Annotated in this window: 18 protein-coding genes; 3 read left to right on the top strand and 15 right to left on the bottom strand. The window is 33.1% G+C overall.

All coding sequences use genetic code 11. The features are described 5' to 3' along the window. Position 1 precedes the first annotated feature (1 nt). The 7 genes from ACXGSQ_RS12940 to nfsB (ACXGSQ_RS12910) all read right to left on the bottom strand — a co-directional run bounded on the left by ACXGSQ_RS12940 (position 2) and on the right by nfsB (ACXGSQ_RS12910) (position 6326). Positions 2-943 (bottom strand): NADP-dependent oxidoreductase, encoded by a 942-nt coding sequence (locus tag ACXGSQ_RS12940; protein WP_458626574.1) that lies wholly within the window; start codon positions 941-943, stop codon positions 2-4. A gap of 52 nt (positions 944-995) precedes the next feature. Next, positions 996-2279 (bottom strand): carboxymuconolactone decarboxylase family protein, encoded by a 1284-nt coding sequence (locus tag ACXGSQ_RS12935; RefSeq protein ID WP_458626573.1) that lies wholly within the window; start codon positions 2277-2279, stop codon positions 996-998. A 27-nt stretch (positions 2280-2306) separates the two neighbouring features. After that, the gene (locus ACXGSQ_RS12930; protein ID WP_458626572.1) at positions 2307-3209 is read right to left on the bottom strand and encodes a hypothetical protein; all 903 of its coding nucleotides are present in this window, start codon (positions 3207-3209) and stop codon (positions 2307-2309) included. Positions 3210-3221: 12 nt separating this feature from the next. Continuing rightward, on the bottom strand, positions 3222-3845 hold the full coding sequence (locus tag ACXGSQ_RS12925) for a putative quinol monooxygenase (RefSeq protein WP_458626571.1): 624 nt from the start codon (positions 3843-3845) through the stop codon (positions 3222-3224). 97 nt (positions 3846-3942) lie between these two features. Further along, a complete protein-coding gene (locus tag ACXGSQ_RS12920) occupies positions 3943-4713 on the bottom strand; it encodes a hypothetical protein (RefSeq protein ID WP_458626570.1) in 771 nt (256 codons plus the stop codon). A 12-nt stretch (positions 4714-4725) separates the two neighbouring features. After that, the gene (locus ACXGSQ_RS12915; RefSeq protein ID WP_458626569.1) at positions 4726-5649 is read right to left on the bottom strand and encodes an alpha/beta fold hydrolase; all 924 of its coding nucleotides are present in this window, start codon (positions 5647-5649) and stop codon (positions 4726-4728) included. 23 nt (positions 5650-5672) lie between these two features. Continuing rightward, complete coding sequence (gene nfsB / locus ACXGSQ_RS12910; protein ID WP_458626568.1) at positions 5673-6326, bottom strand: oxygen-insensitive NAD(P)H nitroreductase; 654 nt, start codon at positions 6324-6326, stop codon at positions 5673-5675. 219 nt (positions 6327-6545) lie between these two features. On the opposite strand from nfsB (ACXGSQ_RS12910), the gene ACXGSQ_RS12905 reads away from it, so the two are divergent. Beyond that, positions 6546-6935: a winged helix-turn-helix transcriptional regulator gene (locus tag ACXGSQ_RS12905; RefSeq protein WP_458626567.1), complete on the top strand. Its 390-nt coding sequence runs from the start codon at positions 6546-6548 to the stop codon at positions 6933-6935. A 127-nt stretch (positions 6936-7062) separates the two neighbouring features. On the opposite strand, the gene ACXGSQ_RS12900 is transcribed toward ACXGSQ_RS12905, so the two are convergent. The 8 genes from ACXGSQ_RS12900 to ACXGSQ_RS12865 all read right to left on the bottom strand — a co-directional run bounded on the left by ACXGSQ_RS12900 (position 7063) and on the right by ACXGSQ_RS12865 (position 13896). Beyond that, on the bottom strand, positions 7063-7239 hold the full coding sequence (locus tag ACXGSQ_RS12900; protein ID WP_458629360.1) for an SDR family NAD(P)-dependent oxidoreductase: 177 nt from the start codon (positions 7237-7239) through the stop codon (positions 7063-7065). Positions 7240-7307: 68 nt separating this feature from the next. After that, positions 7308-7790 (bottom strand): cupin domain-containing protein, encoded by a 483-nt coding sequence (locus tag ACXGSQ_RS12895; protein ID WP_458626566.1) that lies wholly within the window; start codon positions 7788-7790, stop codon positions 7308-7310. A 165-nt stretch (positions 7791-7955) separates the two neighbouring features. Continuing rightward, entirely contained in the window at positions 7956-8963 is a 1008-nt protein-coding gene (locus ACXGSQ_RS12890; protein ID WP_458626565.1) for a zinc-binding alcohol dehydrogenase family protein, read from the bottom strand. A 20-nt stretch (positions 8964-8983) separates the two neighbouring features. Then, the gene (gene nfsB / locus ACXGSQ_RS12885; protein ID WP_458626564.1) at positions 8984-9649 is read right to left on the bottom strand and encodes an oxygen-insensitive NAD(P)H nitroreductase; all 666 of its coding nucleotides are present in this window, start codon (positions 9647-9649) and stop codon (positions 8984-8986) included. 260 nt (positions 9650-9909) lie between these two features. Next, positions 9910-10539, bottom strand: coding sequence for an alpha-ketoglutarate-dependent dioxygenase AlkB family protein (locus tag ACXGSQ_RS12880; protein WP_458626563.1), 630 nt, complete (start codon positions 10537-10539; stop codon positions 9910-9912). 7 nt (positions 10540-10546) lie between these two features. Then, on the bottom strand, positions 10547-12052 hold the full coding sequence (locus ACXGSQ_RS12875) for a BCCT family transporter (protein ID WP_458626562.1): 1506 nt from the start codon (positions 12050-12052) through the stop codon (positions 10547-10549). A gap of 81 nt (positions 12053-12133) precedes the next feature. Continuing rightward, the gene (locus tag ACXGSQ_RS12870) at positions 12134-12928 is read right to left on the bottom strand and encodes an SDR family NAD(P)-dependent oxidoreductase (protein WP_458626561.1); all 795 of its coding nucleotides are present in this window, start codon (positions 12926-12928) and stop codon (positions 12134-12136) included. Positions 12929-12951: 23 nt separating this feature from the next. Further along, positions 12952-13896: an aldo/keto reductase gene (locus ACXGSQ_RS12865; protein ID WP_458626560.1), complete on the bottom strand. Its 945-nt coding sequence runs from the start codon at positions 13894-13896 to the stop codon at positions 12952-12954. 272 nt (positions 13897-14168) lie between these two features. Here ACXGSQ_RS12865 and ACXGSQ_RS12860 point away from each other — a divergent pair, with 272 nt between their 5' ends. Both ACXGSQ_RS12860 and ACXGSQ_RS12855 read left to right on the top strand, forming a co-directional pair. Continuing rightward, positions 14169-15062, top strand: coding sequence for an AraC family transcriptional regulator (locus ACXGSQ_RS12860; protein ID WP_458626559.1), 894 nt, complete (start codon positions 14169-14171; stop codon positions 15060-15062). 601 nt (positions 15063-15663) lie between these two features. Beyond that, positions 15664-16011: a hypothetical protein gene (locus ACXGSQ_RS12855; protein WP_458626558.1), complete on the top strand. Its 348-nt coding sequence runs from the start codon at positions 15664-15666 to the stop codon at positions 16009-16011. Positions 16012-16013 lie beyond the last annotated feature (2 nt).

Here is a 16013-nt window from a genome sequence, read left to right as displayed (position 1 = left end):
CTTAAATAGTAACAATCACTTTACCAACTGTTCTTCCTTTTTCAACTTCTCTATGTGCATTCGCCATATCTTCGAAGGTAAAAGTTTTGTAAATATTTGGTTTAATAGCTCCGCTTTCTAACATCCCTTTTAAGGTATTCATATCTTCGGCACTAGAATGTACTAAAATGTTAGCAATTGTTTTGTTTTCTTTTTCGGCTTCAGCCTTAACTTCTTCTTGTAAATCTGGTGCGACAGTGGTTATAACTGCTCCTCCATTTTTTAAAACTTTTACTGAATTTTCTAAAACTTTACCACCTTGTGTATCTAAAACAAAGTCGATATCTGATAAAATGTCTTCAAATTTTTGTGTGTGATAATCAATAGCTTCATCTGCACCAATAGACAATACAAAATCTTTGTTTTTAGCTGAAGCAGTAGTAATTACATACGCTCCAAAGCTTTTAGCAATTTGAATAGCAAAGTGCCCAACACCACCAGAACCCGCCTGTATTAAGACTTTATCATCTTTATTAATTTTTCCTGATAAAATTTGTAATGCGGTTAAGGCTGCCAATGTCGTTGCTGCAGCTTCTTCAAAAGAAACGTTATTGGGCATTACCGCTAAATGTGCTTCTGGAGCTGCTACAAACTCCGCATACGTATTTCCAACACCAGGGAAGTTTACCATCCCAAAGACCTTATCCCCTACTTTTAAGTTGGTAACTGCAGATCCTATTTCTGTAACCGTTCCTGCTAAATCCCAACCTAAAATTACGGGACGTTTTGTACCATACATCATACTCAACATATTGTCATTGTACTTTGGTTTTACATCCGCTGGATTTAACGAAATTGCTTCGGTTGCCACTAGTACTTCATTGTCTTTTATACTCGGTTTTTGTACTTCTGTTAAGTACAGATTTTCGGGCCCTCCTGCTTGTTTTAATAATATCGCTTTCATTATGATGTGTTTTTAATTTGTTTAAATCTTCTTTTTTTATGATGATGTCTTGTTACTTCTCATCAACAATTTTACTTGTGGTAAGGTCTCTTGGCAGTGAAAAAGCTTCAATTTTATTACTAAAGAGAATTGGAGCATATAGCGTATTGCCTAGAATACTTATATCTGCTAAACCTTTTGGAAAAGTTCCAATTAACTTTTTGGCATTATCGTTAATAAAAAACAAATCGCTAACCGTACCACCAGTAACTAAATATCCATCTTTAACTGCTGCTAAACCATCTAAAGCACCTAATTGATACCCACTTTTAATCATCGTAGCTGTTTTGTTTTTTAGGTTGACTTTATATAAACTACCATACTTATCTGGAGTTAACTCTAATGATAATTCTGCCCCAAAATCAGCAATAATTAAATTATCATCTTGAATGAAAATCCCGTTTGGATGTTTAATTTCGGGTGATTGAAACCAAACTACTAGTTTGTTATTTTCTAAAGTAAAAATTTTTCCACCTGCAATATCAGAGATAAAAACCTGTCCAGTTTTAGAAACTACAACATCATTTAATGAAACCACATCTGTTGATGTAAAGCTATTTATCAGCTTACCTTTTTTTACATCAATTATATGAAGTTCCTTACCATCACCTACATACAATTTGTCTTGGTATAAAGCTAAACCAGCAGGGTTATTTAAACCTGTTACCCATTTGTAATTATTTACTTTACCATCCTTTGTAATTCGGCTTATATAGGCTTTTTCATTTTGATTTACGTTAGAAACATACAACCAATCTTCAGTTGGAGAAGCTACTATAGATTCTGGCATAGCAAAACCCTCTAATTCCCAATTTTTAATTAATTGATTTGTTGAATTTATTTTAGAAGAAGCAGTATAATTTGTTTCATCTAAAACTTCTTTCAAAGCAAAAATCCCATTGTTTGCAGCCGGAAAACCAGTATATAAACTTAGTAAAATCATCGTTTCAGAAATCTCATTTGGGGTTACACCAAGGTTAAGTGCAGCTTTCATATGAGATTTTAATTGTGATGTTGCATTGGCTTGTGTAGTAAGACTCGCAATAATTAGTAATTCTTTAGTTTTAAAATCTAAACCTGCTTTGTTGTAAATTTCTCCAAAACCATAACGAATAATATAATCTGCCATATCTGGAGACACGCTTTTAAAAGCCGTTTCTAATCCTTTTGAAGCACCTTCTCCATTTACTTCATCTATAATTTTTACTCCTGTTTTATAATTATCCTCTTGTGTGTTTTGCGCAATGCTTGTAAACGTGAAAAACAATGCCAATACTAAAATTACTTGCGTTTTCATAAAGCTATTTTTTTTGTTGTTCTTGAATTAATTTTTAGGAAATAGCATTTTTGCACTCCCTAACAGGTAGTTTCTCCATCCAAAATTAGGATAGGCTTTATCCATTTTCTGAATGAATTCTTCGCTACTTTTAGAAGCAGCAAGAATAGCTTTCATTTCTTTAAGATAGTTGATTTTAATGGTCACATCTCCCGAAGTTTCGGGTGCACTGTGTGAAGAAAAATAGGTGGTATACCCTTTTTCTTGAAAAGCAGAAAGCTCGTTAATTACGGTATCTATAAATTCTGAATTAAAAATCATTGTATGGTTATCGTGACCAACCATATGCAAGTGAACTGCCTTTATTTCTGGCATTTCTATATCAAATCCAAAACCCGTAGGCGTAATTATAAAAGGAATCCCTGAAATTTCTTGTACTCCTGCTTCTAGCAAATCGGTTGGCACTATTGTAGTTTCGTCTAGATCTTCACCTGAGACTTCTGCTAATTTTGATAGCGATTCATTTCCAGAATTTGTCATATAATCTAAAGATTCTTGATTAGAATATACATGGTTGAACTTTAGTTTGTCCGTATCAAAAAAGTGCTTTCCTATTAAATGATAAGAAACCATCACCTCAATATTTGTATACCCTAAACCAACTATATAATTTACAAGCTCCTTGTAATTATCTTTCATTGGTGGTGTTTCAATCAACACCCCTTTTTCGTTTTTTTCAACAAAAAAAACATGTGTATTAAAAAAACCTTTGGTTTCATAAGTATGGACTTTCGTTTCTCCGTAATCAAAAATTTGCATCGTACCCTTTTCTAATTGTACTGCTTTGGTGTTTTCGTTAAACGTTCTCATACTTGGTTCTTGAGCAGAAATGTCCTGAATACCAACTGCCACAATAACTCCGTAAACTAATGCTATAATTCTATTTTTCATTTTTAATACTTTTTAAATTTCAGTTACAAAATTCATATACTGCTTTAAATCACCGATCACAGCTTCTTCCATAAGTTTACCTGTTTTAACAGCGTATGGCTGGTGAAAGTGAATATCCCAAACATCAGATGCTGTTCTCCAATGCTCATAAACCGCTAAAGTATCTTCTTGGTCATCTACCGTGTATAAGTCAAAAAGTATATTTCCTTTTTCCTCTTTTCTGGTATGTGTAATGTGGTCTTCAAACTGATTTAAAAGTTGTGCTCTAAATTCTGTTTTCAACTTAAAAATGAAGAAAATGATAAATACGTCGTCTTCCGGATTTGCAGATTTAGAATGGTCTGGTAACGGATTAGTATCTCCTAAAAAGTAGAAATCTGGAGCCGTTTGTAACGCAGTTTGCCCTACTTGCATTAGCATTTGCGTGTGTGGCTCGTTATCATGAGACGTTATTGCTGCTTTATCTGCCCAACGTTCGTAAACAAAAAATACATTAGCATCTGTTTTAGATACAAATACTTTAATGTCTTTATTACCAGCTTCTTTTTGTGTTGCTGCTTGTGCTTCTTTTAATGTTGCTGCAAAACTTGTGGCGTGTTCTGGTTTTGCTGTGAATTTTACTATGGTGCTTTTCATAATATGTGTTTATAAGAATCTAATTTCTTGGGGTTAGTGGTACTTTTTGGGTTATGGAAACCTCTTTTATTTTTGCAAATCTGTCATTAGGATTGTCCTATACAATCCAATGGTGTGCTGTAGTTGCTGTAACTATTTGTCCGTCTTTTGTTTCTCCATTCCAAACAAAATCAACATTAACTTCATATTGGTTCTCTGAAATGACTTTTACAGAAAAGTTCTCAGGGAAATGACTGCTTTCTGCTAATTGTAATGGCGTTCCGTTTAACCATTTTTCTAATTGTTCTATGGTAACAATAGGCTCGCTATTTGTTGAAAAATTAAGATTAAAACCTTCAGCTAATACTTCTTTAAAAGGTTCCACATTACCATCTAATTGTTCCATATTTAACAACCAATAATGCATGAGCGATAACATTCTGTTTTCTGGATAGGCGTCTTCAAACGTAGGATTTTTAATTTCTCCCGTTGGTTGAATATTTATCTCTGTAAATACTGGTAATTGAGCATTAGGGACTTCTTTTAAAAACGTGCTGTAATGCAAAGGATAACTATCATTAGATCCATCTGATTTTAAATTTTGATACACAATATCAGCCTCTAGGTTAATAGTGCCATCCTCTAATTTGTTAACTATTATATTTTGGATATGATGCGCATTTTTCCAGCCTTTATAGACTTTTAATCTTTCAGGATAATTTTCTTTGCCCTGCATTTCTCCCGCTGCAGATTTCATTTTTATAGAATCTGCTAAAATTTCTAGCTGGTTTTCTAGGCGTTGCTTGTTTTCAAAATCACGTTCATAAAAAAGATACCAACGGTGATATTGCACAATAGCTGCATGAATAGTTTTTGTGTTAGTGTTCATAATTATGTGTTTTTATAATTTTATAAACTTTTTAATATCATTAGCAACTTCTTCAGGAACTTCTAATTGAGGAGAATGTGCTGCGTTTTCGATAACTACTAGAGCGGCATTCGGAATATGGTTTTTATAGTATTCAGCTACATTAAAACGTACCACTTCATCGTGTTTCCCTTGTAATACTAATGTTGGTGCTTTTATAGACTGAACATCGTCTTTAAGATTGAAGTATTTTCCGTTCGTAATTGCAGGAATCAACGTGTCATCAACAAAATCTTTACTGTTGTTCACGGTCTCAATCATATAATCTGCTATGGGTCCTGGAAGGTCTGGTACTTTGTAAAAAACACGTTGAAGCACAACATCTAACTCTTCTTTATTTTCGATTTTTTTACCAAAACCACCATACACAACGTGGTCATCTATTTTTATACCCGCAGCATCTAATAAGATTAAATTTTTAACATCATTAGGGTATTTTATAGCGTAGGCAGCAGCTGTGTGTCCGCCCATTGAATTACCTATGAGGTTAAAGTTTGTTACGTTAAGTTGATCTAAAAACGATTTTAAGAAAGTGGCTTGTCCATCTATAGAATAGTCCAATCCCTGTTTTCTTTCATTATCGCCGTGTCCAGCCAAATCAGGAAGAATTAGATGATAATCATTAGATAGAAATTTAGCCGTTTGTAAAAAGCTACTTTTATCGTCTGCCATTCCGTGAAGCATTACAAAGTTGGGTTTATCATCATTCGCTTTGCTTTCGTAAAAATGTACGGTGTATCCATTTACTTCTACCGTTTTCTTTTCCAAGTTTGCAGCACTAGCATAACTCACATTCGTTTGATCTACCAACACTTTTGGGAAAAAGAAAAATACTATAGCACCAATTGCTAACAAGCTCACGATGATACCTCCAATTATTTTAAAGAATTTTTTCATTAGTTATATGGTTTTTATAGGGATTATAATTTGGTAATAATGGTATCTTCTGAAAATCTGGATTTTGGAAGTTTTGAATTGAAATCGGTGTCTTTTCTGTATCCTAAAGACACTACAGCTAACGCGGTATATCCTTTTTCACGTAAGCCAAACTCTTTATCTAAAGCTTTTACATCAACCCCTTCCATTGGGCAAGCATCTATGCCTAAAACAGCTGCACCTGTTAACAATGACCCCATATTAAGGTACACTTGTTTTTCTATCCAAGGTTGTACATCTTTAAGGTCATATCGATGCAGATTAGCAAACATCATTCGTCCTGCGTAAGCTTGGTCTTTATATTCTTGTTTTGCATAACGCCCATCGTCGTCTTCTTTATCTAGAATGCTTTTGATATAATTCTCATCGACATTGGTTCTTGCTGCAATTACAATTACGTGAGAAGCATCCAAAACTTTTGGTGTATTAAAAGGAAAGGTTCCTTCCGTGCCTTTTGCAATGCGCGCTTTACCTGCTGTTGTATCAGCAACTATAAAATGCCAAGGCTGTAGGTTTATACTTGATGGACTTAAACGTAATAATGATTTGATTTGTTCAAAATCATCATTAGATACTTTTTTAGTCGCATCAAATTCTTTTACGGTGTAGCGGTTGTTTAAAATCTCACTTAAATTCATCTTTTTATATTTAGTTGGTAAATTATACTATCAAAATTATAGTGACAAAAGTATGTATAGTATTAATGCTGTGCAATAACGGTCAAGAAGTATAGTATATTATTTAATTCTTAGTTAACTGTAAATCAGAATAGTATACGTAAAATTTTTACTATAAAAAGTATAGTTGCATACTAAAATAAAGCGTGTTATCTTTGCATTATATTAATTACTTTAGATATGGACAGAAAAGAACTGTTTGAAAAAAAACCAAAGATTAAAATCAACGATAAAATATCGTTTTGCCCAACAAGTGCGGCCATGGAATTGATTGGGGGCAAATGGAAAAGCGTCATCCTTACCCACTTAATTGGTGATAAAAAACGCTATAACGAATTGCGAAAGGAAATTCCAGGCATTACAGAGCGTACCCTAAGTTTACAGTTAAAGCAATTAGAAACAGATGGCATTATAAGCAGAAAAGTCTTTACCAAAAAACCACCTTTAAAAGTGGAATATAAGCTTACCGAATTTGGTGAAACCCTTACTCCTATTCTAACCCTTATTGTAGAATGGGGTTTGCATGCAGCAGAAACAAAAGGCGAGTTTTTGTTTGAAGAAGGAGAGTAAATTAAATAAGCTATCCAAATTGATAGCTTATTTAATTTTCAAAACGAAGCGTTTACAATACACTATCCGTTAGTCGTAATAAGTTTTTAATGTTCGCTTCATCATAAGCTATAGTATTTGTTAACACCTATGGCGCTAAGTAATTAACAACTATTCTAATTTCTAAACTGTCTTTAGTTATAGTTGTTTTCGTTTTAAAAATCCCAGCGTTGTTTATTAAAACATTAATTTTCGGAATCTCGAATTTAATCTGTTCTGCAAGTTGTTTAACTGCTTTTAAATCTGAAAAATCAGCAACTAGTATTCAAATAGAAAAAGCCACAGTATATTGTGGCTTCTTCCTGCTATTAATCAATACTTAGGGACTATTAATTAATTTTTGCTATTCTTCAAGTAATCCGGAAGCTCTTTAGACAACCAATCTTCACGAACAGGCACGTGCACATCTAAATCTACAGTTTCTTCTAATGCCCAAAATTCGTGAGGTACATTTTCAGGAAAAACAATCACTTCTCCTGCTCCAACTTCTACATATGTTTCTTTACCATCAATAATAGTCTTGATTTTAACCTTACCAGACATGATGTATGTTATCTGCTCGTTTGGGTGTTTGTGCCAAGGAATATGTGCGTCTTTTTCTAAATTGAAAATCGTCATTTGTCCTTTTTCTCCGTGAAACCATTTACGTTTAATACCTTTTCCAATAGTTTCTGATGCCATATCATCAAAATTGAAATGTTGCACTTTTGATGTTGCTACAGAATCTATGGTGTTTACTTGTGCATTTACCGTGTTACTAGCAAAAAATGCGGTTACAGCTGCTGCTGCTGCTGCTATAATTGATTTGAAATTCATTTTTCTATTTATATATTTCGTCAGTTCGAGTGAAATTATTTTTCAGAATTTTGTATCGAGAACCATTCTGATTGCTGTGCTTCTCGATACATTTTTATTTTCATTTTATTCCAATAAAAACACTCGAAGTGACGTATTGTTAATGTTTTTTGGTATTTATTCAGTCTAAAACCCTTCTAAAACAATTTTACCTTTTGCGTTTCCTGTTTCTAAAAAAGCGTGTGCTTTACGTAAGTTTTTAGCATTTATAGTTCCAAAATTCTCACCTAAAGTGGTTCTAATTGTTCCGTTGTCTATTAATTCAGAAACTTTGTTTAAAATGTTATGTTGTTCAATCATATCTTCTGTTTGAAACATAGCACGCGTAAACATTAACTCGATGTGCGTAGACACTGCTTTCCCTTTAAAAGGCATCACATTCATTACTTTTGGATCATCAATAAATCCGAATTTCCCTTGTGGTTTAATCAGCTTTACAATGTCATCTACATGTTGTTCCGTAGCATTTAAACTCACCACATATTCTGGCGCAGGAAGGCTATATTTCTCAAACGCTTCATTCAATTTATTTCTGTGATTGATAACCGTATCTGCACCTAATTCTTTTAACCAATCAGTAGTTTCTTCGCGAGAAGCAGTAGCAATAATGTTCAGTTTTGTTAGCTTTTTAGCTAATTGCACCATTATAGAACCAACGCCTCCAGCTGCTCCTATTATTAAAATAGATTTATTGGCATCGTCTTTAGACACCTGTAATCTGTCAAATAACATTTCGTAAGCCGTCAATGATGTTAATGGCAATGCAGCAGCTTCTGCATACGATAAACTTGCAGGTTTTTTACCCACAATACGTTCATCTACCACTTGAAATTGCGCATAACTCCCTTGACGCGTAAAATCGCCAGCATACCAAACTTCATCACCCACTTTAAATAGTGAAACATCTTCTCCAATTTCCTTTACAATTCCTGTTGCATCCCAACCAATTACTTTCCAATCGTCTCCTTCTACAGGCATTCCTGCACGTACTTTGTAATCTGCTGGGTTTACAGAAATCGCTTTAATTTCAACAAGAATATCTCTTCCTGTTGCTTTTGGCGATTCTAATTCTATGTCTTGTAAAGAATTTACATTATCAATTGGTAAATTCTCTTTATATCCTATTGCTTTCATCTGAATTATAATTATTGCAATTATATTACAGTGATAATTTCACTTTGTGGTAATCTAGATTTTGGTGTTTTGTCCGTCGAATTAAAATCAGATGCTGCTCTATATCCTAAAGAAACAACTACTAAAGAGGTAAATCCTTTTGCTCTTAATCCGAATTCTTCATCTAACGCTTTTACATCAATACCCTCCATTGGTGTTGCATCGATACCTAAACTAGCAACTCCTAATAAAAAGTTACCAATGTTAAGATATACTTGCTTTTCCATCCAATGTTGGTAATCCTTTAAATCATATTTATGAATGTCACCAAAAGCGTTCATTCCTCCGTACATTCCGTTTTTTATGTCTTCATTAGGAAATCTTCCGTCTTTATCCTGTACTTCTAAAAGGTGTTTAAAAAAAGCATCATCTGCACCCTCACTCGTTTTTGAACAAAACAATACTACTGCTGATGCATTCGTTATTTTTGGTTCATTAAAATGAAAAAAGCCTTGTGTTCCTTTTGTCATACGCGCTTTTCCCTCTGTAGTCTCAGCAATAATAAAATGCCAAGGTTGAAGGTTAATACTTGAAGGACTCATTCGTAATAAATTTTTGACTTGTGCCATATCTGCATCAGATATTTTCTTGGTGGTGTCGTATTCCTTCGTAGTGTATCTCCAGTTTAATGTGTCTTGTAAATTCATTTTTATATGTTTTTTTAATTAACTATCATTTTTATAGTGACAAAAGTAAGTATAGTATTAAAACCTCACAATAACGGTCATAAATGATAGTACAAAAATAACTGGTAATTAGACCCAAATTGATGTATAAAAACAGGTAATAACAGTATGTTTAAAGGTGAATTCCAAAAGTTTTCATAAAAAAACAATAAGCACGCTTCCAAACTGCAGAACGTACATTTATTTTTAGTTAATCCTTGATTAATAATACCATTGTGGTTTTATCCAACCCATCTAAAGGTTAGGTTTATTCGTGGTCTAATTTTTTTTGTGGTTTTCGGAATTTTATGCTTCCAATTATCTTGAGTAGCACCTTGCATTAGCAATAAACTGCCGTGTTTTAAAGGAATGTCCAACCGTTTTAAATCTTTACGCGTGGCGTGTTTTAGTTGAAAAGGTCTCGTTTCTCCAAAAGTAACGGAGCCGATAACCGTGTTTTTGCGTTGATTTACTTCATAATCCTGATGCCAATCTACGCTGTCTTTTCCATCTCTATAATAATTAAGTAAACAGCGCGTAAATTTGATGTCTACCTCCTGCTCTATGCGTTGTTTGATTTTTAATAGCTCCGGAGTCCAAGGACGTAGCTTTGTTGTTTTTCCAACATAGGCCACTTCTAAATCCGTATCGCCATACCAAGCGGTAAGTCTAGGTAAGTCTATTTGTTTACCGTATATAGCCATTTGGTCTTGCGCCCAATTGGTATTTTTTAAAAGGCTATTATACAATCTATCGCTTTCTTCTTCTGAAAAGAAATTCTCAAATAAAGTAACAACAGCACCAGGTAAATCAAATTCCGTTTTATGGACCTCATTAGTCGAAAACAAATCTATTTGATTGAATGATTCCATAGTAATCCTATTCTAAATTATTGGCTGTTAGTCGTTTTTTTCTAAGATCTTTTACAAAAAAAACAAACATAATAATGATGAAAAACGAAAACGGTAACGACGTTATAATTAACAAGCGTTGCACAGCTTCCAATACATTGACATTTGCCTTAATATTACCTAAAAGAATTAAAGCAATAGTTGCTAATAAGATGAAAACCGACCAGATGACACGATGCGTTTTATTTGGGTTTTTAGACCCTTTATCTGTAAACATACTTAGTACGAATACTGCGGAATCAACAGATGTAATCAAAAAACTAATTAATAAAAATATAGAGGTTATATTTAAAAATGTAGCAAACGGATACTGTTCAAAAAACACAAAAATAGATGAGAATACATTCCCGAATTGGTTATCGTAAGTGCCCCAAGCTTCAATTAAATGAAATGCTGAAGAACCAAAAACCGAAAACCAAAAGAAGGTTCCTAAACTAGGAATAATTAGCACACCTAATAATAATTGTCTTATCGTTCTTCCTTTAGAAATACGCGCAATAAATATACCTGTAAAAGGTGCCCAAGCTAACCAAAATGCCCAATAATAAAAGGTCCATCCTGTTAAAAACTCTAATCCAGGATTATAATCTCCTATAGCCAAACTCATAGGTATAAAGTCGATAATGTACTGAAACAAAGCTGTAAAAAAAGAAACGATAATACCTTGTATATCACTTGTGAAAAAGACAAATAAAAGGATGAATAGCGTGACAATAATGTTTAGTTTAGAAAATATTTTAATCCCTTTATTAACGCCTTGCCAAGCAGAATAACATGCTATTGTAGAAATAAAAACACACAAAATTATAGTTGTTATTAGTCCAAAATTAGTACTAAAAACGTGATTTAATCCACCATTAATTTGTGTAGTACCCAAACCAATAGCTGCAATTAATCCAAAAATAGTGGTGATAATCGTAATAATATCTACACTTGCTCTTAAGGGTTTGTTTTTAATACGATCTTCAATGGTGGCACTAATTCTGACTTTCTTTTTGTTGACGTGCAATGCGTAGCCAACAATAACTGCAAATAGCCCATAAAATGCCCAAGCTGTAATTCCCCATTGGTAAAACGTGAATTCCAATGCTAAAGTTTCATTAGATACGCCAGATGCAAAAGGCGGATTTTGTTGCATATAAACAGGCTCTTGTACGGCTCTTAGCAAAATACCAGATCCCATTCCTGCGCTATACAACATAGCAATCCAGGACCATAATGAGTATTCTGGTTTAGTAGATGCTTTGCCTAATTTTATGTTTCCGTATTTGGAAAATGCAACTAATAATAATGCTACAACACAACCAAAACCTAAGTACAAATAGAAGTATCCAAAATAATTCCGAACCCATAATGACGCGCTTTCTATAGTATTATAGCTAGCTTTAGTGGCAAAAAACACAATTAATGTACAAGTAAATATAATGCCTATGGAAATGAATAAAATGGCATGTTTCTGAAGGTGTCTGAACATTAAAAGTATTTTGATTTAAACAAAAATAGGGATTAGAATTTAAATCCTAATCCCTAATCTTTTTCTGAAAAATGATATAGTTTATAATATAGAACGAATTAATCCTCCTTCAACTCTAATAGCAGCTCCGTTAGTTGCAGAAGCTAAATCGCTAGAATAATAGACAATAGTGTTTGCAATCTCATCCACAGCAGCAAACCGTTCTATTAAAGAGGTTGGACGCCTATTTTTAAAGAAATCAGCTTCAACGTCTTCCTCTGATATATGGTCTGCTTCAGCTAAATCTTTAATAAACCCACTAACCCCTTCAGATTTTGTTGGGCCGGGCAAAATAGAATTAACCGTAACATTTGTGCCTTTGGTTAGTTCTGCCAAACCTCTACTGACTCCTAATTGTGCGGTTTTTGTCATTCCATAATGAATCATTTCATTAGGAATAAATACAGCCGATTCGCTAGAAATAAAGATAACGCGTCCCCAGTTCTTCTTCAACATTTTAGGAAAATAGTGACGCGCTAAGCGAATACCACTCATCACATTCACTTCGAAAAAACGGAACCAATCTTCATCTGGAATATCGGCAAAAGCTTTAGGTTCAAAAATACCAGTGTTGTTTACTAAAATATCAACTTCTGGAACTTCTTTTAGTAATCTATTAATATCAGCTACCTTAGAAAAATCGGCGGCAACACCAGAAACATTCTCATTTTTAGTACTTGCTTTTAATTGAGCTATCGCTGCATTGACTCGATCGTCCGTTCTCCCATTAATAATAACCGTAGCTCCTTCGTTTAAAAAACGCTCTGCAGTTGCATAGCCTATACCAGCAGTAGATCCACTAATTAATGCTACTTTACCTTTTATTTTTAAATCCATTTGGTCTTCTTTTAAATTTCTAATTAGTTGCTAGCTTTTTCTAATAGTTCTAAATCTTCAGCATCCAAATTCAATTTAGGCGCATCAAATAAGGTTTGTAATTGGTGTTCGCTCGTAGCACTAACAATTGGTGCTGCAATATGTGGTTGTACTAATAACCATGCCAAAGCTACGGTTGCTGGCTTGCTACTATGTTTTGCTGATACCGTGTCTAATGCATTAATAACGGCTAAACCTTTTGCGTTCAAATATTGCTTAACTCCTTCTCCTCGTACACTTTTGCCTAAATCAGATTCCGATCGGTATTTACCTGTCAAAAATCCACTTGCTAAAGAAAAATATGTCATTACACTTAACCCATATTTATCTACAATATCTGCATATTTAGATTCATAATTTTCACGTTCCACCAAATTATAATGCGGTTGTAAAGCCACATATTTGGGAAGGTTATTTTCTTCGGAAACCTTAAAAGACTCCAATAACCGTTCTGATGATACATTTGAAGCAGCAATATGACGCACTTTACCTGCTTTTATAATTTCGTCGTAAGCAGATAAGGTTTCTTCTACGGTAGTTACTTCGTCATCAAAATGTGTGTAATACAAGTCGATATAATCGGTTTGAAGTCGCTGTAAAGATTCATCTACCGATTTTAAAATATGTTTTCTGCTAATATCCTTTGGATGTTCTTTGGTTTCTGAGCCTACCTTTGTAGCAATAACCATTTGGTCTCTGTTACCGCGAGCTTTTATCCATTTGCCGATGATGGTTTCTGATTGTCCGCCAATGCCATTTACCCACCAACTATACGTATCTGCAGTATCTAAAAAGTTGAATCCTGCTCCTGCAAAAGCATCTAAAATTTGGAAAGATTGTTTTTCATCTAAAGTCCAACCAAAAACGTTCCCACCAAAATTGATGCGTGAGACTTCTAAATCTGTGTGTCCTATGTTTACTTTTTTCATGTTGTTTTATAATTAATTTTTACAAAAATCTTTTAACGTCATAAATAGCTTGAGGTATAAAATACTAGTCATGGCATGCATTGTTTTCTGTTTTTAAGAAGTATAACCAATGCAATCGTTAATAAGAACACAAAGATACTAGTCGATAGCGATGTTGAGTAGGTATATTAAAAGGATAATATGGTATTTTAAAAGGTTTATGCGGTGCTATTCTGAATTTATAATTCTTTTTTATCTAGTTTCGCTTTAAATTAGTATTAAATCATACCAAAATGCAAGTTATTGAAGCATATAAACCTTTTGAAATACAAGAAATTGAATTAACAGAATGGAAACAGCGACCTGTTAAAAACAACTTTTTTGAATTGGTTTTAATTAAAGGTGGAGAAGGTACTCAGTGCATAAATTATAATGATTACCCCTACGGAAAGCATAGTATATTTTTGTTACCACCTTTAAAATGCCATTCGTTTACTATAGAAAAACCTACCACTTTTGTGTTTTTAAAGTTTACGGATTCATTTTTTAAGAATGTCAACAGAATTACCATAGACCGTAATGAATGGTTTAAAGAGGCGTCCTACATTTTATCTAACTATAATCAATTACCAGGAGATATTATTAAAAATGATATCGATAGAAGTCATTTATCCGGATTGGTTGATATGATTTTACAAGAATCTAGGAATTACGGAGAATCGTCTATAAATCTTGTAACCAGTCTTATGACGAGTATTTTAGAAATACTTATTAGAAATATTAAAAAGAGTAATTATTTTGAGATTCCAAATAATAGTGATGAAAGAATTACTAAAATGCTCACTTATATTAATGAAAACATTGATAAAACCGAATTACTAAAAGTAGAAAACCTAGCTGATGTCTTCATGATGTCTTCAACTTATGTTAGTGAATATTTTAAAAAACAGGTGCATATGTCTTTGCGTGAATACATTATTAAAGCAAAGTTGAAATTAGTAGAAATACGCTTGCTAAATTCAGATTTCACATTAACACAAATCGCTGATGAGCTTGGATTTACTGATGTGAGTCATTTATCTAAAACGTTTAAACGTTATGCAGGTACTTCTATCCGTGAATTTAAAAATAATGGTGAATATATGATGTTAAAAAGAGGAGCTTGTGCCTCAAGTATACGTGCTTAAAGTTGTAAGGTAGCTCTTTTTTTGCAATGAGGAGCTGTGCTTTTAAGAACGATTAACATTAGAGATTAATAGGAATATTTATAGTAACCCAAATCGATATGCTTGAAGAGTTATAAAGAGTATAAGTGTTGATTATAAATGTATTGAGTCCGTTTTAAAGAAATTAATTAATTATATTTGGTATTGTGATAACCAATATGAATTCATTAAAATGACTAAAAAAGGCGAAGTCAATACTCGTTTTTTTAAAAAGATAACTTTTGTTGACAGCATATTTTACATTTCGTTTTTAGCAACCATAGCGGTTAGCATTGGCTTTGATCGCACACAGCTTGTATATGTGTTACCTATTGTTATTCTTTCCATTTTTTTTAAATACATAAGCCTCACAAAAAAGAAAGCTAACCCTCTTTTTTTACTGGCTTTATTTGCAATATTAGTTTCTGATATCTTATCATTTTATTGTTTTGAAGCTTGTTTTGTTTGGATTGCTGTTTTCGCTTCTATTTATTTGATTTTATGTGCACTTAGCCTCAAGAGCTACTTACATAAAGGTAAGTTGAAATCGGTATTATCCTTTTCGGTTATAATAAGCGCTGTATTGATATTCTATATTATTTATGCTATCGTAGACTTGCTTATTGATTTCCTTGCAGGTGTGCAGTTGTTCTTTGTTTTTTTGTGCGCAGTGAGCTTATTGATTTATATCATAACAGTCGCTATTATTTACATACGCGATACCTACCATAATGGTACGCTTTTATTAGCTTCGGGTATTTTTACTTTTTTTCAAATTACATTAATTGCAATTAATGAGTTTTTGTATTTTGACAAAACGTTTACAATATTAATTGTTATTTGTCATGTGATGGCCATCTACCTATTTATGAATTTTATAGCTAAAACGACGATTATAAAACAAGAGGATATTAAAGAGAAATTTATTTAGAA

This window comes from Winogradskyella sp. PC D3.3, assembly GCF_054366245.1.
This window is presented reverse-complemented; position numbering and strand designations above follow the sequence as displayed.